Genomic DNA, 24,944 nt, shown 5'->3' on the forward strand with positions numbered 1-24,944 from the left:
AAAAAGGGAGCTAGGCTCCCTTTTCCATTTCCTTTCTGATCCATTCGATATCCTGCTTTTCTTTCAGATGGTAGTCAAACCATTCCAGGATACGTATCGATAAGTCAAAATTAGCCTTAGGACTTAATAATGCATGGCCTTCACCCGGATAAAAAAGCGCTATTGCTTTTTTGCCGTTTCTCCGCAGGGCATTGTAGAAGGTACGGGTTTCTTCCCATTTTACATTCTCATCTTCAAGACCTGTCCACAGGAGTATAGGCGCTGTTATTTTATCCACTTTATAGATGGGATTATTTTTATAGTACACTTCTTTATTTTCAGTGAAAGCCCCGTTCATGTAAAACTGGTGGGTTTCATACCGCCAGTAGGACGGCCGTACAAAGTTGATGTTAAAGGTATGATAGTTGTGTATGATGTCAATATTGCCACACCCGGAAACATAGGCCGCGAACCGTTTGGACTCGGTGGCAATGAAGTTCGTTTCATACCCACCGAAAGAGTGTCCCATCAACCCGATTTTGTGCTTGTTTATTGCAGCAACCGGTTCCAGCGCATCCATTGCATTGTTCACACACTGCAGCGCCGCAAATCCCGCCCCGTCATTTCCGGGAGTAATATCCGGAAAGAAAACAAAGTATCCGTTCTCGATAAGCGCACGCGTGTTAAACCCTTCTGTATCGCTAAAGGACAGTGACAGGTAGTTGTGTTTACGGTAGCCCTGTAACTGATAAATAAACACGACCATCGGATAGCTTTGGTCAGGGTCATAACCGGCAGGGTAAAACAGTGTACCTTCTATCATGTTGCCCTTGCTGTCAGGATATCGGACAATTTTCCGTTGTAAGTTATCAGCCCCGGCATCCTGCCAGTCATTACGGTATACTTTTACTGCCTTGTTTTCCCTTTTATGCACCAGTCTTGGCGGGAGGTTAAAATTTTGTTCAAGGTAAGCGATGTTGTTGAGCTGCGGATTATACTGTACATCGGTAATCAGGTTCTCTGTAGGCTCTATTAGAACCTTCAAATTACCGTTATGGTATTTTGCATAGGAGGTTACTTTAGTCCTGTCATCCGTTACTTTCAAAAGCAGCCCGTTTTGTGTGCTTAGCGTAGTTTGGTAAAAATTATAATTGGTGAGCCAGGCGCTTTTTCCGTTTACAATTGCTACTGTCAGCCCTTCTTTACTAATCAGCTTTGAGAGCACAGCTTTTTTGATCTCGTAGGACCATAGGCCGCCTTCGCCGCCAAAATAGATGGTGCTTTCATCATCTGAGAAGAAAGGTGCTTTCAGGGACTGATTCCCAAAAGTTGTTCTTTTGTCACCGGTCAGATCATAAAGTGTCCATTGCCCGTCCCTAGGCGCCAACACATAATTTCCTTTTCCTGATACATAAATTTCCGGAGCAAAGGTGTCAATAGGCCTGCATGTATCGTTTTGGCATATAGTGAGTTCTATATCAGGTACATTGGCAATATAGTTGTTAAATCGGAAGCGATCAAAGGTAAGTATATTATATGTGCTTCCGGTATTCAGTACCGTACACCCTTCACCGCCGGGCAGTTCTTTTACCACCTTTTTCCGGGGTTCCCAAAGGTAATAGCGCTCGGTGCCGCGATGTTCGTATTTATTTTCAAGATCCCGGTCATTGGTGTACCAGATATCGACAAGCTCTTCAGCTTTTTCTTCCTTTGACCATAGCTTGAGGAAATACGTGCCGTCAACCCCTGTCTTTTGCACATAAGCGGCATCGAAAGTTACCGGCGTGCTATCGCCAAGTAGGTATTGCTTGCCCTGCGCAATACAGTATAACAAAGGCAGGCCGCGGCTGTCGTGTTCAAAAATCAGGACTTCCGAAGCCTCATATCCCGGTAACACGTATTGTATCGTATTTTTTGTCGTATGCACCCGAACCGCGCCCTTGCGATCCAGCAGGAAGATATTGGAGACCGTATCGCTATCCGCTTTACTGACCACTACAACTTTGTCTTCGGATACATCGTATTGTATCACGTGATCGACAAACCCCAACACGTTCCCGTTACGGTCATAGAGTTCCAGCCTGTCCTGCTTTTCCTTATTGTACCGGATGACGAACATTTCGTCCTTACCTAACGCTTTTACTTCACTTGTGTTATCAAAATAAAGGCTGCGATGCCTCTTCATATCCCACAACTCTGCCTTACCGCCTGTAGGTGGCAGCAACATACGGCCTTGTCCCAAAAAATAGTATTGCCCGAAGACCACTTTTTTCGCAAGTGCCTTACTGCCGGCACCAAATACTACCAGCGTGTCGTGGTTTTGTTCGTAGGCAATCCGTACAGCACAATGCTCCCCGTCAGGGCTCATCTGAAGCGATTCAAACCAGTTGAACTTTTCCGAAAGCGCTATCATATCCTGATAACGTTCCTGGGCCACCATACCCTGTCCGCTGAAAAGGACAAGAGCCGCAGCTATCAGTAGTATTCTTATGCTATCAATAGTTTTCATTTTGTGGGGCAAGGTTTGGGTTAAGTAGCAATTCATTCTGGGGATACGGCCATACCCTATTGTAGGGTTCCCAGTTCGGCTTTACCACACTGAGTTGGCTAAGCCTGCCGTTCCTTTTGAGATCGGTAAAGCGGATACCCTGTTCGGTAAAGAATTCACACCGTTTCTCCTGCAATATCACATCGAGCAGTGCTGTTTGGCTTGTAGGCTCCAACGCTGGAAGCCCTGCGCGTAGCCTTGTGGCGTTCAGGTAGGGAAGCGCGTCACTGATCCGGTTTTGCATGGCCAGGGTTTCCGCGAGCAGCAGGTACACTTCTTCCAGCCGGAAGACAACGGAATATTCGGTAGTGTTGCTGCCGGAGAGGCTCTTGTATTTAAAGGGTCGGTAATACTGCTGCCCGCCTACGGTAACTTCCGCCACCCAAAGGTCGCGCCTGAGGTCACCGGGTTCAAAGGCGGCAATAAGGCCTTCCGATAAGGCATAGGCCGAGGGCGGGGCATTATCGAAATAGTAGAAGGATGCCTCCTGGGTAGAGTCGCCGCTGTATTGTGGTTTTATCTGCCAGAGGATGTGGCTGCCGGCAGCGTTGAATACCTGGCTGATGTCCGGCTGGAACTGATAATTGGGAGATTGCAGTATCTGAAGTGCTACCTGTTCGGCTTCACTATAGCGCTGTTGCGACAGGTATACCTTAAGCAGTACCACTGCTGCTACCTGTCTGTTCGGGTAGATCCGTTCCGGGTCACGATAGGCATCGCTTAACAATCCTATCGCCTGGTTCAGGTCGGCTTCAAGGTTTGACAGTACCGCTGCTGAAACGGTTTTACCCAGTGAGCGGTTGTATTCATAGTCGGTTGACCGGGTATACGGAATGTCACCGAAGAGCTGCTGCAGGTTAAAATACAACAGGGAACGTATGGTAAGGGCTTCCCCAATAACCTGATCCCGGTCCGGCTGTGATAACGCAACGGCATTTTCAGCCCCTGCGATAATCGCATTTGCTGCGTATATCTGGCGGTAGGTATTGTTCCATATTGTTTGTATCACGCTATTGGTGGGTAACTGCGTATTGGATGCAATGGCTTCATAGCCGTTAAGGTCGTTGAAATAACAATCCAGCTCATCGGCATAAGAACCCAGTAAGGCACCCGTTCCAAAATTGTTACCGGAGAGCAGTGACTGCGTACGCAGGTCGCTGTACGGGCCGGAAAGGGCAGCATACGCCGTCTGCGCATCTGCGAAAACCTGCTCTGTGCCCAATTGGTTGTTGGGCATATCCACCTCAACCATTTCCTCACACGATGTAATAACCAACAGCAGGCTTATCATCAGTAATTTTATACTATTCTTCATTTTATCTGATTTAAAAATTTAATTGTACCCCGAACGAAACGGTCTTTAGGGGTGGTAAGAATCCGAGTTGCGTAAACTCGGGATCCAACCCGAAATATTTGGTAAAGGTCAGCAGGTTCTGGCCCTGCAGGTAAAGCAGCGCCTCACTGGCAAAACCTTTAACCGGCAGCCTGTAACTCAGCTGTATGTTCTTCAGGCGGATAAACGAAGCGTCACTTACCGCAGCAGTACTTTCGGTAAAATAGCCGTGCAGCAGGTTTTTTTCGGGGTCGGCACCCGAGGTGTAGGGCATGTAGGTTCCCGAAGGGTTTTCAGGGGACCAGACATTACCCACTTCGACGGGCTGGTTGTTCATGCTGCCCGGTGTGGGCATCATACTGTTGTAATTCCACTGTTTCTGTTTCACAAATTGGAAAAGGAAGGCCAGGTTCCAGCCCTTATACGACAGGTTGTTGGAGAATCCGCCAAAGTAGCGCACCCCTACATTTTCGGTAACGGTGTTGTCATCGGGAGCGGTAATTGTTCCGTCACTATTTTGGTCGGTAAACCGGTAAAGGCCTGTCTGCGGGTCAATACCTTCAAAATTATAGAGCTTAACAATGGATACCGGCTGCCCGATCACATAGCGGTTGGCATAGGTGGAGCCTTCCAGCCCGGGGAAGTCGACCAATTTATTACGCGGAATACTCAGGTTCACCGAAGCCTGCCATTTAAATGCACCGGAGCGCAATACGTCAAAGGAAGCCTCGATTTCCCAACCCGTGTTTTCCACTGTTGCCGGCAGGTTCGCCAGTATTGTTGCAAAGCCTGTAGTACCCGGCAGCGGAATCCCCACGAGTTGGTTGCCGGAGTGGTTGCGGTACCACGCCAGCGATAGATTCAGGCGGTCTTCCCAGAGGCCAAGTTCCAGGGCTGCCTCCAGTTTGGTGGTTTTCTCCCAACTGAAATTTGGGTTGTACAGGCGCGATGGCAAAAGACCCGTATAATTCCCATAGAGGTTTGGGGATACTTGGTAGGTGTCCAGGTACTGATAGTCCCCGATCTGGTCGGAACCTGTGGTGCCGTAGCTGCCCCTGAGCTTACCGTGGCTTAGCCAGGAGGAACCTTCAAAGAAGCCTTCCCGTGAGAATAGCCATGCGGCGCCGACAGCACCGAAATTTGCAAAACGATTTTCAGGACCAAAGCGGCTCGAACCGTCCCGCCTGCCGGTAATATTCAGGATGTATCGCTGCCTGAATTTGTAATTTACCCTTCCAAATACGGCGGCATACTTATACGCTGTCCGGCTGTCTTGGGATACGACCTGCGTGGTCGCGGCAGAAAGGTTACTTATCAGGGCATTGCTCTGAAAGCCATACCCTTCCGCATTCAGCACATCGTTTGTGGTTTGCTGGTAGGTACCCCCGATAAGGAATTCAACTTCATGCTCCCCGATACCCAAATCGTACTGCAATTGCGGTTCCAGCAGGTAGGAAAACCTGTTTTGGGTGCCTTTAAACGCCATGGAATTGGCGGGCGTTAAGCCATACGCCGGATTGTACATAGTGCTTGGCCGGAGCGACTTCTCGGAAAACGACAGGTAATTTATCCCGCCATTAAGTTTTAGCTGGAGTGCTGGCAGCAGTTCATAGGACAGGTTGAGGTTGGTATTGAACCCTTTGCTGTCATAGGCGTATTTACTTTCAAAGGCCGCTACAGGATTGGTGAAGGTGTTATCCTCCCAGTTGAGCGAGCCATCCTCGTTGTAGAGCTGTGGCGCGTTGGGGCTCAGGTATAATGCCTGGCGTGTAAAGTCATCGTTGACCACATTGTTGCTTTGTGCTGCAAACAGCCCGGAGAGGTTCATGCGGAATTTATTATCAGTCGAGTGATGGCGTATGTTGGTGGAAAGGTTACTGGTCCTGTACTTAAAATCATCTGAAAAAACCGTGGTTTGCTCGTTGTGGCTGCCACTTACGATAAACCCGGTGTTCTCGTTGCCGCCATTTATGGACAGCTGCAATGACGAGGTAGTGGCGGTCCTTCCAATGAGTTCCTTTTGCCAGTCAGTGTTACGCTCCCGGCTCCATGTACCATTTACATCGTAGGCATAATCCGGAATTTCGGTGATATTATCATTGGCAAAGGCACTGCGCCGTATCGACAGATACTGCTGTGTATTCATCATGTCCATGTGCGAAGCTACGCTGCTTATGCCGTAGCTTGAATTCACGCTAAAGGAGGTCTTGCCCGCTTTCCCTCTTTTTGTGGTGATAAGCACCACGCCGTTACCGCCCCTTGACCCGTAAATGGCCGTAGCATCGGCATCTTTGAGTACCTCGATGCTTTCAATATCATTGGGGTTTATGGCATTCAGCGGATTGACGGCACCTCCCGGCAAAATAGCTCCCGCCAGCGTTGAGGCATTTTGTTCTGAGATGGGCACCCCGTCGATAATATACAGCGGCGCGTTGCCATCTGTCCGCAGGCTGTTTGTTCCCCTTATCCTTATGGTATAGCCACCGCCGGGGGTTCCCGAATTCTGGGTAATGTTGACACCTGCCATGCGGCCCTGCACGGCACTAAGCACGTTGGTCACAGGCTGGTTTTGTATGTCCTTTGCCGTGACCCTTGCAATGCTACCGGTGCTCTCTTTTTTGGTTACACTATAATACCCGGCATTAATGGTTACCTCCTCAAGCTGTAAAGCATCTTCCTCAAGGGTAATGTTTACCGTACTCTGTGAGCCGACAATTACCTCAACAGTTTTAAAGCCCGTAAAGGAAAATACCAATACATCACCGGCACTCGCGGCAATGGAATAGTCACCCTCAGGATCAGTGGCTACCGAGCGTGTTGTCCCTTTGACCACAATTATCGCACCCGGCAAGGGGCCTGAGCCATCGGAGACGGTTCCAGAAATAGTTTGCTGAAAATAGGCTCCGGAAATTGGTGAAGCATGTGCCCGGGCTAAGGAACTGATTGGAAGGGCTGCCAGAATAACAGTATAGAATAGCGCCCTTAGCCCATTGTTAACTGAAAAAATTTTCATAACATTGGTTAAGATTAAATGAAACTTGGGTTTTATTGGTCTATAGCCCTCAGGTTAGTTTGCCGACGTCTGAGGGTTATTTTTATGTATACCGGTAAAAAAAGAAACCCGGCCTTTCCTCGAACTAACTCAGATAAAGGAATACCAGTACGGGCCGGGCCTGCTTAACTATGAAAAAAATTAAACCATACGCAAAACGGGTTAAAGGTTACACTACAACGTTTGCGAAACCCAGTAAAAAAATAAGAAGTGCGCTAAGAATACAAGCTGAGAGTGTAGAAGAAACTCCTAAAAAGGAGGCGTGGGTTTAAACTCAACTTATCGTTCTCGAGGTACTGGTATACCTACATGCGAATAAGTGAGCCCACGCCGTATGGCGTGAGCATTTACACCTATCATCTCGCATGTTCTTAAAGTACCAGTTTTCGAGAACGAGATTCAAAGCGAATGCTTCATTTTATATTGTGAAGTATCGCAAAATTACAATTTCCTAAGAAAGGAATAAAACAAACGTAATAATTTTTAACGACATATACGTCGTTGTGTTGGTTAAAATTTATAAATTATTTTACTATGTGAATTTTCAAATTAAAAATATAAGATATAGAATAGCAGTAGGAATAATTTTCAAGAGATTGAGAGTTCAAGTTCTTATTGCTGGGAAACCTATGACTCAACAGTATCTTAATAATGAAATTTCATTAAAATATAGTAAGTCTTGGAATTCGGGGAGAGAAGAGTCTATGCCTAACACCACATTGGAAAATTTATTTTTAATTTGTGATTATTTCAATATAAGCATTGAGGATTTTTTCAAACTTGTCAATACTGTTTCTCAAAAGGAAATTAATGATGAAATTAGTCGCAAGGTAACATTACAAAAACACCTGAAAAAATAAAGTTTTTCTTTGACTATTAGAGGATGCGAAAGCATCTTTTTTTGTTTATGAAATTACTTGTTGTGAGAAAACAGGTATTTTTACGTGTTTATGATATAAATAGTTTCTTACTTTTAAGCTAAAATATTTTATATTATGGCAATTCAAAGAAATAACGAAGAAGTGGCGTATTCTTTTTTTAAATACAACGATACGGAAGAAACTCATATATTCACAGGGCACTTTACTCCTGAAACATGTACTGCTAAAGCAGTATCAATTTGCGAAAAACTAAACAGAAAAGAGGAGAACATAAGCCAAATAAAGGCATGTTTAAATGAAGATCAAGCGCGGGCAAAAGCAGCAGAACTGGGCAGATCAGTTTGTGGCACCTGTGTCAGTCATTTATATACTACATATTAATTATGAATATTCAAGAAGTTATTAAAGGTCTGAAGGAGGTGGATCTAAGTACGTATCCTGAACAAGAAATTAGAGGATTACTTAATAATATTGGTTTAATGGCTTCGATGTCAATCACTTTTCATAGAGGTAAGTCTTTGATGCGAGCAAGGCCTAATGAAAATGAGGATGTACGTTATTCAAAGAAAGCAGATTTTTCTTTTAAACCTCAGGAATACAATAAAACTTACCAAAGAGCAAGTACACCTTATCAGACGATGTTTTATGCCACAGCTGTACCCGAAAAACTGAATCAAGGTGAGCTTGACAATATGAGAGTTATAGGTGTAGCCGAAACAATACCAATGCTCCGTGACAAACAGAAGTCGGGTTACAAAAAGATTTCTTTTGGTAGATGGATTGTACATGAAGATTTGAATTTGCTGGCAATTATCCATAAAGATTCGTACTATCACGCTAACAGTTTTACACGGGAATTAGTAGAAGCATTTAATAAAGCAAGTCAGTCTGTTCCAACGGATTTATTAGAAAAATCGTTAACTATACAAACCTATTTAGCTGACGAATTTTCTAAAGAAGAAATTAATGGAGATTATGATTACATGATTTCTGCAATATTTTCGGAAATAGCAGTGAAACGAGGTTACGATGGAATATTTTACCCAAGTGTAAGAGTGCAAGGTCAAGGGTTTAATATTGCAATTACACCTGAAGCTACTAAAAAACTTGGGCTTTATGTTGCAGGGGAGTGTTCTATTTACAAAATTAAAGATCATACCATAATTGGTAATGATGCTATAGTAGAGCTCGACGGAAAACAAGAAAGTTTTGAAATGGTTCAACTCGATGGACATCGGAAAGAAATTCTGGCTAAGCTGGGCATTGCAAATTTGGATGAACTTAAAGAGATGGAATAGTTTATTATGCGACCAATAGAAGGAAAACTTTTTTCGCCGTTCCAGAAAACGATTTACCGACCCAAACCATCAGAAGGCGGTTTTTTTGGTTTTACAATGGAGCCAAGACTAACGTGGGAGAGAATGGATGCTACGGTTAACCGTGTCAGAGCAAGTGAAGGTTTTCCTGTGAAGTCTTTTCGGGAACTGATTGATGAAGTAGCTCATGTGACACTCAGCAATAAAAATTACGAAATGTATTACAGGGGGCAAACAAAGGATTATAAAAGTAACCAGGCAGCTTATTATCAAGATCGTGTTCCAAAAAGCATTATTTATCCGAGTATATGCCGTCCAGAAAGAAAAAGTGATGGCACATTGAAGCATTCTATTAAGCAAACTCAGGTACAAAAGCGTTATGATGATTTAGCTAATATGGTTGCATTAGTTACAAAGAAAAAAAAGCATTTTTTTAATGAACATTATTACTCATTGTTTCAACATTATGATATTTTACCTACTCCGTTTATAGATATTACTCAATCCCTTCGCGTTGCTGCAACTTTTGCGTTAAACAATTCAGAAACAGGTTACGTATATGTATTTGGATTGCCTTATCCTTCTCAAAGTATATCTTATTTTGTTGATTTGGGTATGGTATTGATAAAACTACAGAATGTTGTTCCAGTTAATGCTCTTAGGCCAAGATATCAGGAGGGCTATTTAGTTGGAAAGTATCCAGTTCTTCCAACTAAAAGTAATGATGATAATTTAGCAAATAGAATGGTAGCAAAGTTTTTTGTGGATAATACAAATGGAGATTTTTGGGATGAATATTTTCTACCTATGCCAAATGAATTATTATATCCACCACTGGATGAAATCGAAAAGGAATTAATGCATGCTAAAAAATTATTTAATCAAAAATATTATCGATAATTGCTCCTTAACTAATACTTCTTACTATGACTAAGATGGCAAGACTCATTGACTTTTATAACATTTTAAATTAAAAGTAGAAATCTAAAATACTACTGATATTAGTTAAATGAAGACACATAAACTGGACAATATACTGGAGGAATTTGATTTTGATTTATTAAATCATCCAGAATTTAAAGAGGATTCCGTACGGGAAGAAATCATTGTACCTATAATTAAAGGATTAGGCTATTCTGCAGGGTTGCCTAATCAGATTATCAGGAGCAGAAAACTGCTGCATCCCTATGTGTCTATAGGTTCACAACGTAAGAATATTTACATTATACCTGATTACCTTTTTGAAGTCAACGGGAAGCCTGCCTGGATAATGGATGCAAAATCTCCATCAGAATCAACAGTTAATTCGGTTCATGTAGAACAGGCTTATTCTTACGCAATACATAGTGAAGTTCGTGTAAGCTATTTTGTACTGTGTAATGGTGTCTATTTTACCTTATACAGTATAAATAATGATAAACCACTTCTACATTTCCCTACCCGCGCCTTACCTGGCTACTGGAGCCAGTTAAAGGAATTTCTACTTCCTGATAATGTTTTTACGAATGCAGAAAATAACATCCGCAAAGATTTCGGACTTCACCTTAAAAGACTCGGTTTTGATGATTTCCCGAGCTTAATTTTCCCCAATGTACCTTCATTTCATATAGGCCAATTAGACAATGATAAGTATAGCATGTCTTCCGGCCTTGAATATGGAGGCAGTTCCTATGTTGTTACATTTGATTTTCATAAGGACAATCTTCTACAGCTTAAGGGTAAAATACCAGAGGAGGCTTTTAACAAGCTTGTCCAAAGGAATACTGAAGGTAGGACAATTGTAAAATTTGCCAATGAGTTATTTTTTTTAGATATAGACTGCCAGGTTGGCAAAGAGCTACAGGAAAATGATAAGGAAATATTTTTACCACTTACAGTAAATAAATTTCTTTAAAATACACCATTAAAATGACTGAACCTATTTCAAAACTAAGAGCACTCCACGAAGATTTAAAAACTTTAGAACTTGGTGAATTCCTCAAGTCAAATAATTTTCACAGGATGTGTGTCAAACTTGAAATAGATGAATTTTGGCAATCTGTATATCGCGACGCAAAAGGTGCCAGGACATTTTATAGTCTAGGAATGGACGTAGAAGCTTATGATTCAGAGCAGGCAATCGTCATAGCGCTAAATATTATATTCCAGAACCATTACAAGGATTTTTTTTCGTTTTTCATTACCTTACTAACTACTTACAGTGACTGGAAAAAGGAAGATCTTTTTATAGATGATTTTCGTGAAGACCTACTTTTATTAGGAGCAAGTCCACAGGTAATTACGGAACTTGAAAAGTTGGCATACAGGTTTTCGCAGCAGGTTCCTAAAACAATAGTGCCTTCTGATGTATGGAATTATAATAAGCTGGAGGAAGTCGTACGTGATATGGACAAGTCTATAACTGATGAAAGGTTTAATCTTACTATCACTTATGCATATACTTGCCTTGAAGGAATTTTTAAAGCGTATGTACAACAACACTTGCCAGAGCATAAATGTGTAGATAAATTAAATTCCTTATCAACACTTGTAAGAGATCATCTTAAGACGCGGCTTAACGATGAGAATAGAGCATATCCGGAGCAGATACTTAACTTAATACCTACTATAACCAATGGCGTTTCAAATGCCAGGAATGAATTTAGTGAATCGCATTTTGACAACCAGTCTGAAAAATGGCTTGCAGAGTTTTGCAGAGACTGTGTCAGTTCCGTAGCGCGTCTAATTTTAAAGTTTATTGATTGATTCGAAAGTAGTTGTATACTTACCCTTTTCAACTCCCAATTTTCCGTTAATGATTTCACGCAATAAATCCTTATTTTTACAGGAAATCAACCCCTCATTATATGAAGTTTAATGAAGATTCCCGGGTAAAAATTCCTGCTTTGTTGCATTTAATGCGCCTGGGATATAAATATATACCCTTTAAGCAGCAGATTAGAACTGAAGAGAATAATATTTTTTCATCTATATTCATTCCGAAAATCGCTGCCCTAAATAGCATTTCGGAGCAAGAAGCGCAGCGCTTACTAGATGAAATTAACCTGGAGCTGGATTACGAAGATCTAGGTAAAAAGTTTTATGAGCGTTTGGTAGCTACCTCAGGCCTCAAACTAATTGATTTTGCAAATTTTTCCAATAATGAATTTCATGTTACTACAGAATTAACCTGTAAAACGGGTGATGAAGAGTTCCGCCCTGATATTACCGTTTTAATCAATGGAATGCCTTTAGCGTTTATTGAGGTTAAAAAACCGCACAATAAAGAAGGTGTTATCGCTGAACGGAACCGCATCAATACACGTTTTGCCAATAAGCACTTCCGCCGTTTTGCAAATATCACTCAGTTGCTGGTGTTCTCAAACAATATGGAATATGAAGACGGGATTGTTGACCCAGTTTTTGGGGCATTCTACGGAACCCCGTCTTACGATCAGGTTCATTTCAATTTCTTCAGGGAAGATGAAGATTATCCTGTGAAGCAAAAGCTGCTTTCAATTGATGAGAAAACAGAGATTGAATTGCTGAAAGATAACAACCTGATTGTTATCAAAAACAGCCCTGAATACCTGACAAACAAGCAGGAGAATACTCCAACGAATCGTATCCTAACTTCGCTTTTTAGTAAAGTACGCCTGCAATTTTTATTAAAGTATGCTATTGCATATGTGCAGGAAGATACCGATGGTAAAGTTGCATATCAAAAGCACATTATGCGCTACCCGCAGTTGTTTGCCACCCAGGCTATCGAAGCGAAACTAGAGTCCGGCCAAAACAAGGGTATCATCTGGCACACCCAAGGCTCCGGTAAAACGGCATTGGCTTATTACAATGTAAAATACCTAACTGATTATTATGCTAAGAAGCAGGTCATCCCTAAATTCTACTTTATAGTAGACCGGCTGGATTTGTTAATCCAGGCTTCCGGGGAATTTGCCAATCGTGGATTAAGAGTAAAGCAGGTAAATTCTAAAGACGAATTTATTAAAGACTTGCAGATTGTAGGGGCGTTACATAACGATTCGGGAGAACCTGAAATCACTGTCGTCAATATACAAAAGTTCTCAGAAGATGCGGTTTCAGCTAAAGATTTGAATTACGATATTAATGTACAACGGGTTTATTTTCTAGACGAAGCCCACCGAAGCTATAATCCTAAAGGGAGCTATTTGGGGCATCTTATTAATTCTGATCGTTCGGCTGTTATGATTGCCTTAACCGGGACGCCACTACTTAAGGAAGTAGCTAAAGATTACGATTCAAAATTGCTATTTGGCAATTACATCCATAAGTACTATTACAATATGTCCATTGCTGATGGGTACACCCTTCGGCTTATCCGTGAGCAAATTGAAGGTAACTTCAAAATTGAGATGAAAGAAGTGATGAACCAAATCAAAGTGCTGCAAGGTGATATTACCACGCGACAAATTTATGCGCACCCTAAATTTGCTGCCCCGCTGTTGGATTATATTACAAATGATCTGATAAAGTTTCGAAGAGATCAGCAGGATACCTCTTTAGGTGGTATGGTAGTTTGCGATTCGGCTGACCAGGCTAAAGAGCTTTTCCGTTTATTTCAGGAAAAATATGGTGTGCAGGAAACTGATGCCAGCATTTTGATGACAGCAGAACCTCCCGCTAAATACGGTTTACATGAAGAGCCAATGTTAACCGCAGCCTTAATTCTGCATGATGAAAATGACAAAGCTATCCGTAAAGAATTAATTAAAGCCTATAAAAAAGCTAAGGTAGATATATTGTTTGTGTACAATATGCTGCTTACAGGTTTTGATGCAAAGCGATTGAAGAAATTATACTTAGCGCGTGTGATTCAGGACCATAATTTATTACAGACGCTAACCCGTGTGAACCGCCCATATAAAAAATACCAGTACGGATATGTGGTTGATTTTGCCGATATCTCCAAAGCATTTGACCGTACCAATAAACTCTATTTCGATGAGTTACAGGAGCAGTTAGGGGACGAAATGGAGATGTATTCCCATCTGTTTAAAACCGAGGAAGAAATCCAGAAGGAAATACAAGAAATTAAAGAGACTTTATTTCATTACGATACGCAGAACCGGGAGCTGTTTTCACAGCAAATCGCACAACTTACGGATAAGAACGAGTTACTACGCTTAATAAAAGCATTGCGTACAGCAAAAGAACTCAAAAATATAATAGCCATAAATGGTTACGAAGCGCTGGATGGCGTGTCTGATTTTGAAATATGGAACCGGCTGTTGTCCGAAGCGCAAAACCGTTTGGATAACCTTAATTTCTTAGAGAGTATTGGAAATGAGGAAGCCTCTGCAAATTTGCTCAATACAGCTTTGGAGGATATCGTTTTTCAGTTTATCAAAGTAGATGAGAGCGAACTTGTGCTAGCTGATGAGTTTAAAAATATTTTACGCAAAACAAGAGAATCCTTGCAGCATAATTTTGACCAGATTGATCCGCAATTCGTAAGTTTGCGCGAAGAACTGGAGCGTATTTTTAAGAAGAAAAATTTAAGCGAGGTTTCCCAAGCCGATATGGTTGAAAACATGCATTTACTGCAAAAGATTTATGACCGAGCCAAGGAACTTAACCGTAAAAATGCTTTACTAAAAGCCAAATATGAAAATGACGATAAATATGCACGGATACATAAACGGCTTACTGAAAAAGGAACGCTAAACGCTAAGGAAATGCAATTGCATAAAGCGTTGATGCAGGTGAAGCACTTGGTAGATACCAAGCTTGAAGGCCAGGAAGACGTGCTGAAAAATGAAGCCTTTTTTAAGCGTTACCTGTTGCAACTGGTGGTGCAGGAATTTAAAAAGAAAGAAAATATACCGTTGGATTTCCCCACTACCGAATCGATTAACAACTTAATTGTAAACGAGTATTTACAACAATATCAATACAGATAGTACACATGACCCAGGACATTAACTTCATGACCAAAACCAAGGCACTTATAGATAACCTAAAAAGTGTCTGTGCTAACTATGGCTTAGGAAATGATGGAAACGAATTTAAGATTATTACCCAGGTATTCCTGTATAAATTTTTAAATGATAAATTCAGGTATGCTGTAAAGCAGGAAATGCCAGCTTTAAATGATGCTGAGAATTTCTCAGAGGCCTTACACAATCTTAGCGAAGACGAATATCAATTTTTAGTAGCTTCGTTAGATCCTAATATTCCCCGGTTAAGGCCACAACACCTCATCTCACATTTGTTTACCATTCAGAATGATTCTGATTTTGGTAAAACGTTTGACGACACGCTAAGACAGGTTTCGGTTGAAAACGCCGAAGTATTTTCAGTTAAATCCTTTTCAGGCGCTAAAGACAGTTTGTTTGACGATTTAACGCAGTTTATTTCAGATTCCTCCCAGCGCGATGCATTTGCCAAAGCACTAATTAACAAACTGTTTGAGTTTAGTTTTGAGGAAATGTTTGAGCAGAAATATGATTTCTTTGCTACCATTTTTGAATATCTGATCAAAGATTACAACACTGACAGTGGCGGGAAGTATGCCGAATATTACACGCCTCATGCGGTTGCCCGTATCATGGCGCAGATTATGGTGCCTGAGCCAGTAAAGAGTGCAAAAGTATATGATCCATCGGCGGGATCGGGAACGTTATTAATGAGTATAGCCCACGAGATCGGCGAGGAAAACTGTACCATATATTCGGAAGATATTTCGCAGAAATCGAGCAATATGCTGCGTTTGAATCTGGTATTGAATAACCTTACTCATTCTATACCAAATATTATCAAGACCAATACCATAGCACAGCCCACTTATCTAGATACAAAGTTTGATTTTATAGTTTCCAATCCACCATTTAAATTGGATTTCTCTGATTTTCATGCTGATTTAGATAAAGATGCTTTTAAAAAACGCTTTTTTGCGGGCATCCCAAACATCCCGAAGAGCAAGAAAGAGTCGATGGCTATTTATTTGCTTTTTATCCAACACATTATGTTCTCGTTAAGTGATACCGGAAAGGCAGCTATTGTAGTGCCAACCGGTTTTATTACGGCTCAAAGCGGTATTGAAAAGAAAATCCGGGAGCGCCTTATAACCAACGGCTGGTTGCGTGGTGTAGTAAGTATGCCCAGTAATATTTTTGCCAGTACAGGCACCAACGTTTCGGTGTTGTTTTTAGACAAGAAAGCCGATAGTGAACATATTGTACTGATGGATGCATCTAAACTCGGGGAAACGGTTAAGGAAGGTAAAAACCAGCGTACCGTTTTAACTCCTACAGAGGAAAACCGCATTATTGAAACCTTTAATGCCAAACAGGCTGTACCCGACCTCGCTGTAGTGGTTACCAAAGAACAAGTAATAGAAAAAAACTACAGCTTTAGTGCCGGGCAATATTTTGAGGTTAAAATTGAGTATGTTGATATTACTGCTGAAGAATTTGCCGAGATAATGAACGGTTTCGAAAGCCGTCTCCAAAAACTTTTTGCAGAAGGTAATGCCTTAGACGAGGAAATTCAGGAACAGCTAAAGAGTTTGAGGTATGAGTAAGCTAAAATTTGACTTATTAAAGAATTTAACTACGAAAATTGGAAGTGGAGCCACCCCAACTGGAGGTCAGGCGTCATACAAAGAATTCGGAACCGCATTAATAAGGAGTCAAAATGTCCTGGATATGTCTTTTTCTAAGAATGGTTTGGCTTTTATTGATGATGAACAGGCAAATAAATTAAAAAATGTTGAAGTCTTTGAAAATGATATTTTATTAAATATTACCGGAGATTCGATAGCCAGGGTATGTAAAGTGCCAAGTGAGATCCTTCCTGCAAGGGTTAACCAGCATGTTTCAATCTTGAGGACTAAAAAGAATTTGGATCCCGATTTTCTTTTATATTATCTGATTTATAAGAAAAAATATTTAGAAACTATTAGTCGTGTTGGAGGAACAAGAAATGCTTTAACTAAAGAAGCTGTTGAGAATTTAGAAATAAGAATCGACAAGAATCAACAAAAAGTAGCTTCAGTCTTATCTGCTTTAGATGATAAAATAGAATTGAACAATAAAATCAATGCAGAGCTTGAGGCGATGGCCAAAACGCTGTATGATTACTGGTTTGTACAGTTTGATTTCCCTGATGCTACCGGCAAGCCTTATAAATCTTCCGGCGGTAAAATGGTTTGGAATGAAGCGTTGAAGAGGGGTATTCCTGAGGGGTGGGAGGTTAAAACATTAGCATCATTTATTAATTCAGACAAAAGCGGAGATTGGGGTAAAGAGGAAAAGCAAGGTAACTATACAGTTAAGGTTGAATGTATCAGAGGGGCTGATATTAATGGAATTAATGGCAAAGGCGATATTAAAGCACCTGTTCGCTATATCTTGGAAAAAAACAAGCATAAATTATTATCTGCTAATGATTTTGTTGTTGAAATTTCTGGAGGAAGTCCAGTACAATCAACTGGAAGGATAACATGTATTACCAAAGAAGTTTTAAGTAGATTTAAAAACCCTCTTATTTGTTCAAACTTTTGTAAAGCCGTTTCCCTAAAGGATGAAGATGAGGTAATGTACTTTTTATCTGCTTGGAATAAAGCATATGATAACAACGTACTATTTGGATTTGAAGGTAAGACAAGTGGTATTAAAAACTTGCTTTTTGAAAATTTTACCAATGCATACATGATTGTAAAACCAACTCCAAAAGTGATTAAAGACTTTAATAATAAGCTTTCGTTGTTTGAAAAAAAAAGGCAGCAAAACCTTAAACAAAACCATGAACTCGCTCAATTGCGCGATTGGTTATTGCCTATGTTAATGAACGGGCAGGTTACTGTGGGTGAGGGCGAGGAGAAGTTAAATTATATGGTAATCTAGTATGACAGCTAAAGAATTACAATTTTTAATTCAGAAAAATTTCAAAAAAATCTGGAGATGTGCTGATTCAAATGAATGGGGAATACTATATAATTCAAACTTATTATCAATCAACTACTTGGAAAGTAAAATTGATTATTCTAAAGTGGACATAAATAAGTTAGATGGTAAAAGGTCAATAAACGCTTGGGTAAATAATTTAAAAGTAGGCGATTTAATTTTTATAATGGGCAAAAATTACTTTAATGGTGTTGCAATAGCAAAATCTAAGTATGATTTAAATGGTCCAAAAATTACCTTCAGTAATGGTGGCATTAAGCCTTGTATAGAGATAGAATATATATTTAAACAATTGCATCCGTCATCTCACGATTTAGAGACACATAATAATCCAACAACTTTTGCAGATATTGATCAATATAGTTTTGGCTTACATAACACTTTAGTTACACTCCAACAAAAAATCCCAGATGCTTTTAAAGCTCTTTCTGAGTATATTACAAATAAAGAATTACAAGCTAAATTGCTACCTCTTATGAAACTCTTAAATTATAAAAAGCAAATTATACTACAGGGTCCACCAGGAACAGGAAAAACTAGAGAAGCCAAATTAATTGCTAAAGAAATCTTAGGATTAAATGATGTAGGTGATTTAAAAGATATAGAACAGTTCAAACTTGTTCAGTTTCACCCTAGTTATACCTATGAAGATTTTGTACGAGGAATTGTTGCTAGGCCTAATCCTGAAGGGGCAGGAATGCTATATATTGCTGAGAATAAAGTTTTGGGTGATTTCGCTGATAAAGCTTTAAAGAATTTTTTGGATGCTCAAAAAGCGCCTGAAGTTGTGTCTAAGGAGAGTTGGATAAGAGAAAAATATCAAATCTTTAAAGATAAAGTTGAAACTGATTTAGAGAATCAAGAAGTTTTAATAAAGGAAGGCAATACGCCCAAAATTATTGCAATAGAAATAGATGCTATACGAGTGAATCGGTATAGCGATGAAAACGATTCAGTATTAATAAAAGATTCCGATATCATCAACGGATATATAGGCTTGCATTTTTCAAATCCGGCAGTTAAGATTAAAGAAAATACCATTCTTTCGAAATCAGCTCGCAGCGGAATGTATTATTTGTATCAAAACCTAATCGAAAAGTTTGATAGCTTCCTGAAAGTAAATAATTTCTCTTTCGATGAAAATTCTAACATGATAAGGATATCAGAAAAGCCCTATGTGATTATAGTCGACGAAATTAACCGGGCTAACCTTTCATCTGTTTTAGGAGAGCTCATCTATGCGCTGGAATATCGAGGAGAGGCCGTAGAGAGTATGTATGCTATTGAAAACGAAAGTAAAAACAAACTTATTTTGCCCCCTAACCTTTATATTATTGGTACAATGAATACAGCTGACCGTTCTGTGGGACATATTGATTATGCCATCCGCAGGCGCTTTGCATTTGTAGATGTCCTACCACAGGACTTAACTAATGATAGTACAATTAAATTTGATGGTGATTTGTTCCATGCGGTAAAAGACCTATTTACAACTGATGATTATAAAACACATTCAAATAATTTATCGAGAGAATTTGAGCCCAAAGATGTCGCCTTAGGACATTCTTATTTTATTCAGCATTATGAGAAAGATGCTAATGGCAATGAAGATAAAACTAAACCTATCGATTTTAAATTCCGCCTTGAATACGAAATCAAGCCGATCTTACTTGAATATGTAAAAGATGGCGTTTTAGTTGGAGAAAATATTAAACAAACAATTGAAGAATTAAATTCATCAATTTAATGGGTATCCGCTTATCCGAACATAAAAGCCTATACATTCGCTTTGCAGATGATGAAGAGTCACAACCTAAAGAGGAAAGCGAAGTAATAATTAATACTTCTAAACTTAAACTGTTTGAATCAGTAGTTTCCAAGTCTTTCAACGATAGCAGTCATTGCTTTCTTTATAAGAAGAAAGGATCAGATTATGAGCTGAAAGCAGACTACTGTATCGGGCTTGACTGGCTTGGAAAAACAGGCAGGTACATGTATGTAGAACCCAAGATAAACAGCAAGTACGCTAAACTGTTTGATAAAAAAAGCGAACATGATCCCGATGATAGCGCAAAGCAAAAAAAGTCTGAAGAAGTTGGTAGTTCTATATTTGAACTGGATTACCTAAGCATGTTATTGCAGGTAACGTCAGTTGAAGAGAGTAACTTAGAAATTAAGGATCTGGTTAAGATTGACTGGCTTGCCAAGACCATTAAAATTGAACAGAAGGACGACAGGCTTACCCCTTTCCTGATTGTACGATTTTTACAGACACTTAAAAATATTGTCCGCAAAGGATTAAAGAAAAATTACTATAAGGTACAGCAAAACCTAACCAACAGGGTTAAAGGTAAAATATTGATTGGGCAGCATATTAAGCAAAACGTATTTAAAAACCGATTCACAGCTACTTATTGTGAATACCAGGAATTTGGTTATGACCATGCAGAAAACCGCTTTTTAAAAAAGATACTGCAATTTGTGACGGCCTATGTGGAAAACAATACAGCTATTTTTGGAACCATTTATTCGGATATACAACATACTATAGACTATTGCCGTCCCGCTTTTGAGTTAATTTCAAATGAGGTTAACGATTATGACTTGAAACAGATAAAGTACAACCCGTTTTATAAAGACTATACTGAAGCCTTGCAAACGGGCCGTCATATTTTGAAACGCTTTGCCTACAATATTACCGAGACTAGCAATAAACAAATTGCAACACCACCATTCTGGATTGATATGCCACGGTTATTTGAATTGTATGTTTATAGCAAAATGATTGAAGCCAATCCAGCAGATAAAAATGAAATCCATTTCCAATTTAAAACCTACGGGAATGCTTTGGATATTTTGGTGTCAAAATCTAATTTTCACATGGTAGTTGACGCTAAGTACAAGCTCCATTACAAAACAGGGCAAATACATAACGACATCCGACAGGTGGCAGGATATGCACGTTTGAATAAGGTGAGAAAGCAATTACATCTCAATAAGAAAAATGATACAAATATTGATTGTCTCATTATCTATCCTGACATGGAATATGGAATTGATAATTTGTCATTTGATAACATTACAGGCAACCTGAAAGAAATACCAGCCTATTACAAAGTATATAAGCTGGGTGTAAAGTTGCCGTCTATTAATAAAAAGTGATTGGATTATAATTGCCTTGAATGTAGCTTGTTATGTTAATGAAAAGTATACTTCAGAGGAATCTTTTAAAGAAATGAAACGGTTGAATTTGAGGACACTATCTTAATAGTACTGTACCATGGCTTAAAGATTTCCATTTTCATTCATCTCCTTCCTGATCTTCGCACTAAAGAAATTCGGCGAAATGCCTGCCCTCGCCTTAAAAGCGGTAACAAAACTTTGCGTAGTTCTAAAGCCTGCTTCTTTAGCCAATGCGTCATGGGTAAACATACGCTTATGCTTATCGGTTTTTAGCTGCTCAATAATATAATCTATCTTCAGGTCGTTTATATATTCTGTAAAGCTTTTACCGTAATAGTGTAAAATCACATCGGATACATAATGTACGTTTGTTTCCAGATGCACCGCCATTGAAGCGCGCGTAATGTTGGGTTCCAGAAACCGCTGTGCCTGTTTCCATTTTTCCAGCCGGGAAAGTATTTTATCTACTGTTTCTTTTGGAATGAGTAGTTCTTTATGTGCGTCGTTTACAGGTTTAGCAATCGGTTTTTTATTTTCCATCAATTCGCGGAAAATACGGTTACGCCTACGATGCCTGTACAATGTTACGGAAAGTACAACAATAATAATAGCCAGGCACACAGAACCTAAAATTAATAGTCGCTTATCTGCCAGTTCCTGGCTGAGTTGCTTCTCAATATTTTCTTTCTCCTGCCGGAGTTCCGCTGTATCGTAATTGACATGGATATTGTCATACAGTTTATCGTGGGTAATCGTTAAGATACTGTCAGCGACCAGTAATTGGTCTACATAATACAGTACTTTCTTCAGCTCCCTCTTATCTTTATAATAGCCGATTAATAACTCGAAACTTTCCCTGAGATCAGGCCGGATATAATTGTTATCGATTAGTGCCTGATCCACTTGTTTTAGATACGGCAGGCTTTCCCTGTACCGCTTTAAATCCCAAAGGCTCTTACCGATATAAAAATTAGCCACTGTAACATTACCATGGTCATTATTAGCCCTGATTTCCGGAATCGCTTCTTTTAGGTATTTTATGGCAGAAGCATAATTTCCCCTGAAATATTCATTTAAGCCTTTAAGGTGAAGGAAATAAATGTCCATACTATGGTTGCCAAAAGTTTCCGCCGCTCTATTGCCCAGGTTGACCATTTCCATGGATTTTCCATAGTCACCAGCCTTATTATAAACTAATCCCAGTGAATGCAGGGTATTCAGGTATGCACGGGGATTCGTATCCTTAAAGTATTGCAGGCAGGAAGTAAACAACTGGATCGCCTCTTCATTTTTACCCAGATAATATTTTTCGTGTGCGATATTGTATTTAAGCTTGTGTTGTAAATATTCATCTTCGGACTTTTCAATATAAGGTTTGGCTAAAAGGTAATTTTCCAGAGCCAGTTCATGCCTTTTAAGGGCATAGTAGGCTATCCCTTTTGAAAGATAGGATGATCCTATTAATTTGTCATCTTGAGATTGCTTAGCGGCATACACCATACTATCGGCATAAGCGATAGCCATTTTTTCATCGGCATAATCCGCAAAGTTCTTATAGCCATTGACGATGAGTTCCCAGTCCTTTTCTGCTTTGGCCTTAGCAAGGAATGCCTCCAGGTATATTTTCTGCAGGGCAGGTTCTTCTTTGGAACGCCTTATACCGGAGAACAGGTACCTGAAGTCTTTATAGTGTAACGAATCCTGCACGGACATCCCATAAGATTCCGGACAGGTAAGGATTATAGCACAGTATAGTAATAGAATAGGTATGCGATGAAATGCCATTTCTTGCAGCGGTAATTTAATTTTCAGCAATCATTTTAGAAAATAGCAGCAGTAAAATTACATAGCGTTTTGAGGTAGTCAAATGTAGCCAATATACCAGTATGCGTTTATGATTTAACACATTTTAAGACTGTGGAATTTCAGAAATTACACAGTTAATATTCAGAATCCTCAACCTGATACGCTTGCTGCGGATTGGCGATGCCCATAGCTTTGTTTTTGAATTCACAAGCAAATGGGTTGCCCGCAACCCGACCAGTTTGTCATCCGGATGAATGAACTGATTAAAAGAAATCAGTCACATTTAAACACGAAACCAATGAAAAGCGTAAACTTAATTCCGATGAGTATCTTGTCGGTTGTTTTATCATCATGTACTCATGAACCCGATCATTTAAATGCTGTTGCACAAGATGCAACTTATTCGAAAGTGTCTGGCTTTGCTGTCGGCAATGCCGCAAATCCTTATGATGACGTAGGCCAGACTTATAAAGACCTTCTTATCAGCTATAAATCCGGCAACTATGCCCCAAAGGATTATGGCGCTGTGATAAAGATTGTTACAATACTTACCGGTAGGCCTGTATCCGCAACGTTGCAGGGCACCCTTACAACTATCGTAAACAACCCCGAAGTTGCCGCCAATTCTATAATGAGCAGCTCAGAACTGTCCACGGCCGCAAGGAATATAGTATCCGGATTAATCGAAGACTATGACCGATTAAGTGCCCAGCCTTTTGATACTACTTTTAACGAAATCACCGTCCTAGAAAGTGGAGTGCTTTCCAACCCGGCCCTGCCCGCTTACGACCGGCGTGTCCTATTGTCGCTCACGTCGGTAACACGTTATGCATTGTACCACTCCTGTTGTGAAGATACCGACTGGGAGAAATCGGTCGGCAATATTGTTGCCGCGCTGGCCGGAACGCTTGAAAACAATGCGGACGGGGTAACCTGTGCTTTAGTAACCAGTATTGCAGGACTTGAAAAAATCCAATTGTAAATCCCTTCTAGCCCGGTACATATTGCCGGGCTTATTTATAAACCCTACAAATCATCCATATGGCATTTTCTTCACAACAGCTTCCGGCAGAGGTTTATGTTTTTAAAGGGACTATTGAAAATGGCCCGAGGGTCAGCTCCCCCGGTTTTTTCCTTATTTTCTTAGTGCGGTCAGGCATTTTCCGCATCGTGGTTGATGGCCAGAAAGTGCTCTCCACATCAGGCGAACTATTTGTGGCGGTAAGCAGGGAATACTACCAGGTTTTGAAGTCCAAAAAAGTATCCTGCTATTTTGTGAAAGTACAGCAGCAGTTCATCGTGGAAACCAAGATGTTCTATCATTTCCTGGAAGCCTTTGTAAGCAGGAGCCCCTCAAGGCTGTTTCCCGATGAGTACGACCGCAAGGTGCTGGTACACATTATTAAGTTACTGGTTTATTACTACCAGGCAAGGACGAACCCGGTCCGCTTTTCCCTGGCATCTTTTACTACCGCAGCCAGCCTGCTTGTATTTCAGGCTGGTTGGCAGTACGGCAATTCAGAAAGCACCAATATTGCCTATACCCGAAAAGAAGCCCTGACCAAAGGTTTTGTAACACTGTTGCTAAAGCACTATAAAAAAGAGCACCGGGTGGGTTTCTACGCAGGGATTCTTTGTGTCACAGAGGGTTACCTGAACAAATCGGTAAAGGAAGTTACCGGTAAAACGGCAGGGCAATGCATATCGGAAATTTTGATTAGCGAAGCCAAATATATGCTGATTAAAGAAGATCTTTCTATAGAGGCAATCAGCGAGCAGCTGGGTTTTTCTTCAGCAGGGAGCTTTAGCCGCTTTTTCAAGAAGCAGGTATCGGTAAGCCCGACTGCCTACCGCATGGAAAACTTTGGCTGATATACGTGGTACTTTTGTTCAATAAGTAGTAGGGAGAAACGTAAATC

17 protein-coding genes are annotated in these 24,944 nt (G+C 40.3%); 13 read left to right on the forward strand and 4 right to left on the reverse strand.

Translation table 11 applies throughout. The annotated features are described in order from the left end of the window. Positions 1-10: 10 nt before the first annotated feature. The 3 genes from ABS766_RS14390 to ABS766_RS14400 are packed head-to-tail and all read right to left on the reverse strand — an operon-like array spanning position 11 to position 6,873. The gene (locus ABS766_RS14390) at positions 11-2,488 is read right to left on the reverse strand and encodes an alpha/beta hydrolase family protein (protein ID WP_408085892.1); all 2,478 of its coding nucleotides are present in this window, start codon (positions 2,486-2,488) and stop codon (positions 11-13) included. After that, positions 2,475-3,842: a RagB/SusD family nutrient uptake outer membrane protein gene (locus tag ABS766_RS14395; protein WP_408085893.1), complete on the reverse strand. Its 1,368-nt coding sequence runs from the start codon at positions 3,840-3,842 to the stop codon at positions 2,475-2,477. The genes ABS766_RS14390 and ABS766_RS14395 overlap by 14 nt, the downstream gene beginning before the upstream one ends. Positions 3,843-3,852: 10 nt before the next feature. After that, a complete protein-coding gene (locus tag ABS766_RS14400; RefSeq protein ID WP_408085894.1) occupies positions 3,853-6,873 on the reverse strand; it encodes a SusC/RagA family TonB-linked outer membrane protein in 3,021 nt (1,006 codons plus the stop codon). 575 nt (positions 6,874-7,448) lie between these two features. Between ABS766_RS14400 and ABS766_RS14405 the strand changes: the two genes are divergently transcribed. The 11 genes from ABS766_RS14405 (at position 7,449) to ABS766_RS14455 (ending at position 21,198) form a co-directional block, all read left to right on the forward strand. Then, a complete protein-coding gene (locus ABS766_RS14405) occupies positions 7,449-7,772 on the forward strand; it encodes a hypothetical protein (protein WP_408085895.1) in 324 nt (107 codons plus the stop codon). A gap of 135 nt (positions 7,773-7,907) precedes the next feature. Continuing rightward, a complete protein-coding gene (locus ABS766_RS14410; protein WP_408085896.1) occupies positions 7,908-8,174 on the forward strand; it encodes a hypothetical protein in 267 nt (88 codons plus the stop codon). Positions 8,175-8,176: 2 nt separating this feature from the next. Next, the gene (locus ABS766_RS14415; protein ID WP_408085897.1) at positions 8,177-9,091 is read left to right on the forward strand and encodes a hypothetical protein; all 915 of its coding nucleotides are present in this window, start codon (positions 8,177-8,179) and stop codon (positions 9,089-9,091) included. Between the two features lie 6 nt (positions 9,092-9,097). Then, positions 9,098-10,009 carry an FRG domain-containing protein gene (locus ABS766_RS14420; protein WP_408085898.1) on the forward strand — a complete coding sequence of 304 codons (912 nt, stop codon included), beginning with the start codon at positions 9,098-9,100 and terminating at the stop codon, positions 10,007-10,009. A gap of 109 nt (positions 10,010-10,118) precedes the next feature. Next, positions 10,119-11,003 carry a restriction endonuclease gene (locus ABS766_RS14425; protein ID WP_408085899.1) on the forward strand — a complete coding sequence of 295 codons (885 nt, stop codon included), beginning with the start codon at positions 10,119-10,121 and terminating at the stop codon, positions 11,001-11,003. Between the two features lie 191 nt (positions 11,004-11,194). Continuing rightward, positions 11,195-11,854, forward strand: coding sequence for a hypothetical protein (locus tag ABS766_RS14430; protein ID WP_408085900.1), 660 nt, complete (start codon positions 11,195-11,197; stop codon positions 11,852-11,854). A 101-nt stretch (positions 11,855-11,955) separates the two neighbouring features. Beyond that, complete coding sequence (locus ABS766_RS14435; protein ID WP_408085901.1) at positions 11,956-15,030, forward strand: type I restriction endonuclease; 3,075 nt, start codon at positions 11,956-11,958, stop codon at positions 15,028-15,030. 5 nt (positions 15,031-15,035) lie between these two features. After that, positions 15,036-16,652: an HsdM family class I SAM-dependent methyltransferase gene (locus ABS766_RS14440; protein WP_408085902.1), complete on the forward strand. Its 1,617-nt coding sequence runs from the start codon at positions 15,036-15,038 to the stop codon at positions 16,650-16,652. Then, complete coding sequence (locus tag ABS766_RS14445) at positions 16,645-17,976, forward strand: restriction endonuclease subunit S (RefSeq protein ID WP_408085903.1); 1,332 nt, start codon at positions 16,645-16,647, stop codon at positions 17,974-17,976. Before ABS766_RS14440 ends, ABS766_RS14445 begins: the two co-directional genes overlap by 8 nt. A 1-nt stretch (position 17,977) precedes the next feature. Continuing rightward, positions 17,978-19,783 carry an AAA family ATPase gene (locus ABS766_RS14450; protein ID WP_408085904.1) on the forward strand — a complete coding sequence of 602 codons (1,806 nt, stop codon included), beginning with the start codon at positions 17,978-17,980 and terminating at the stop codon, positions 19,781-19,783. Continuing rightward, on the forward strand, positions 19,783-21,198 hold the full coding sequence (locus tag ABS766_RS14455; protein ID WP_408085905.1) for a 5-methylcytosine restriction system specificity protein McrC: 1,416 nt from the start codon (positions 19,783-19,785) through the stop codon (positions 21,196-21,198). Before ABS766_RS14450 ends, ABS766_RS14455 begins: the two co-directional genes overlap by 1 nt. Positions 21,199-21,321: 123 nt before the next feature. On the opposite strand, the gene ABS766_RS14460 is transcribed toward ABS766_RS14455, so the two are convergent. Next, positions 21,322-23,004, reverse strand: a complete 1,683-nt coding sequence (locus ABS766_RS14460; protein ID WP_408085906.1) for an AraC family transcriptional regulator — start codon at positions 23,002-23,004, stop codon at positions 21,322-21,324. A 319-nt stretch (positions 23,005-23,323) separates the two neighbouring features. Between ABS766_RS14460 and ABS766_RS14465 the strand changes: the two genes are divergently transcribed. Both ABS766_RS14465 and ABS766_RS14470 read left to right on the forward strand, forming a co-directional pair. Beyond that, complete coding sequence (locus ABS766_RS14465) at positions 23,324-24,007, forward strand: hypothetical protein (protein ID WP_408085907.1); 684 nt, start codon at positions 23,324-23,326, stop codon at positions 24,005-24,007. A 59-nt stretch (positions 24,008-24,066) separates the two neighbouring features. Next, on the forward strand, positions 24,067-24,897 hold the full coding sequence (locus ABS766_RS14470) for a helix-turn-helix domain-containing protein (protein ID WP_408085908.1): 831 nt from the start codon (positions 24,067-24,069) through the stop codon (positions 24,895-24,897). Positions 24,898-24,944 lie beyond the last annotated feature (47 nt).

The organism is Flavobacterium rhizosphaerae (assembly GCF_046000445.1).
GTDB lineage: Bacteria > Bacteroidota > Bacteroidia > Flavobacteriales > Flavobacteriaceae > Flavobacterium > Flavobacterium rhizosphaerae.

Excerpts from the sequence above, each read along its gene's own strand:
- ABS766_RS14450 (WP_408085904.1), top strand. The coding sequence starts at position 17,978 with ATGACAGCTAAAGAATTACAATTTTTAATTCAGAAAAATTTCAAAAAA.
- ABS766_RS14435 (WP_408085901.1), top strand. The coding sequence starts at position 11,956 with ATGAAGTTTAATGAAGATTCCCGGGTAAAAATTCCTGCTTTGTTGCAT.
- ABS766_RS14430 (WP_408085900.1), top strand. The coding sequence starts at position 11,195 with ATGGACGTAGAAGCTTATGATTCAGAGCAGGCAATCGTCATAGCGCTA.
- ABS766_RS14455 (WP_408085905.1), top strand. The coding sequence starts at position 19,783 with ATGGGTATCCGCTTATCCGAACATAAAAGCCTATACATTCGCTTTGCA.
- ABS766_RS14420 (WP_408085898.1), top strand. The coding sequence starts at position 9,098 with ATGCGACCAATAGAAGGAAAACTTTTTTCGCCGTTCCAGAAAACGATT.
- ABS766_RS14440 (WP_408085902.1), top strand. The coding sequence starts at position 15,036 with ATGACCCAGGACATTAACTTCATGACCAAAACCAAGGCACTTATAGAT.
- ABS766_RS14400 (WP_408085894.1), bottom strand. The coding sequence starts at position 6,873 with ATGAAAATTTTTTCAGTTAACAATGGGCTAAGGGCGCTATTCTATACT.
- ABS766_RS14445 (WP_408085903.1), top strand. The coding sequence starts at position 16,645 with ATGAGTAAGCTAAAATTTGACTTATTAAAGAATTTAACTACGAAAATT.
- ABS766_RS14460 (WP_408085906.1), bottom strand. The coding sequence starts at position 23,004 with ATGGCATTTCATCGCATACCTATTCTATTACTATACTGTGCTATAATC.
- ABS766_RS14395 (WP_408085893.1), bottom strand. The coding sequence starts at position 3,842 with ATGAAGAATAGTATAAAATTACTGATGATAAGCCTGCTGTTGGTTATT.
- ABS766_RS14465 (WP_408085907.1), top strand. The coding sequence starts at position 23,324 with ATGAAAAGCGTAAACTTAATTCCGATGAGTATCTTGTCGGTTGTTTTA.
- ABS766_RS14415 (WP_408085897.1), top strand. The coding sequence starts at position 8,177 with ATGAATATTCAAGAAGTTATTAAAGGTCTGAAGGAGGTGGATCTAAGT.
- ABS766_RS14390 (WP_408085892.1), bottom strand. The coding sequence starts at position 2,488 with ATGAAAACTATTGATAGCATAAGAATACTACTGATAGCTGCGGCTCTT.
- ABS766_RS14470 (WP_408085908.1), top strand. The coding sequence starts at position 24,067 with ATGGCATTTTCTTCACAACAGCTTCCGGCAGAGGTTTATGTTTTTAAA.
- ABS766_RS14410 (WP_408085896.1), top strand. The coding sequence starts at position 7,908 with ATGGCAATTCAAAGAAATAACGAAGAAGTGGCGTATTCTTTTTTTAAA.
- ABS766_RS14425 (WP_408085899.1), top strand. The coding sequence starts at position 10,119 with ATGAAGACACATAAACTGGACAATATACTGGAGGAATTTGATTTTGAT.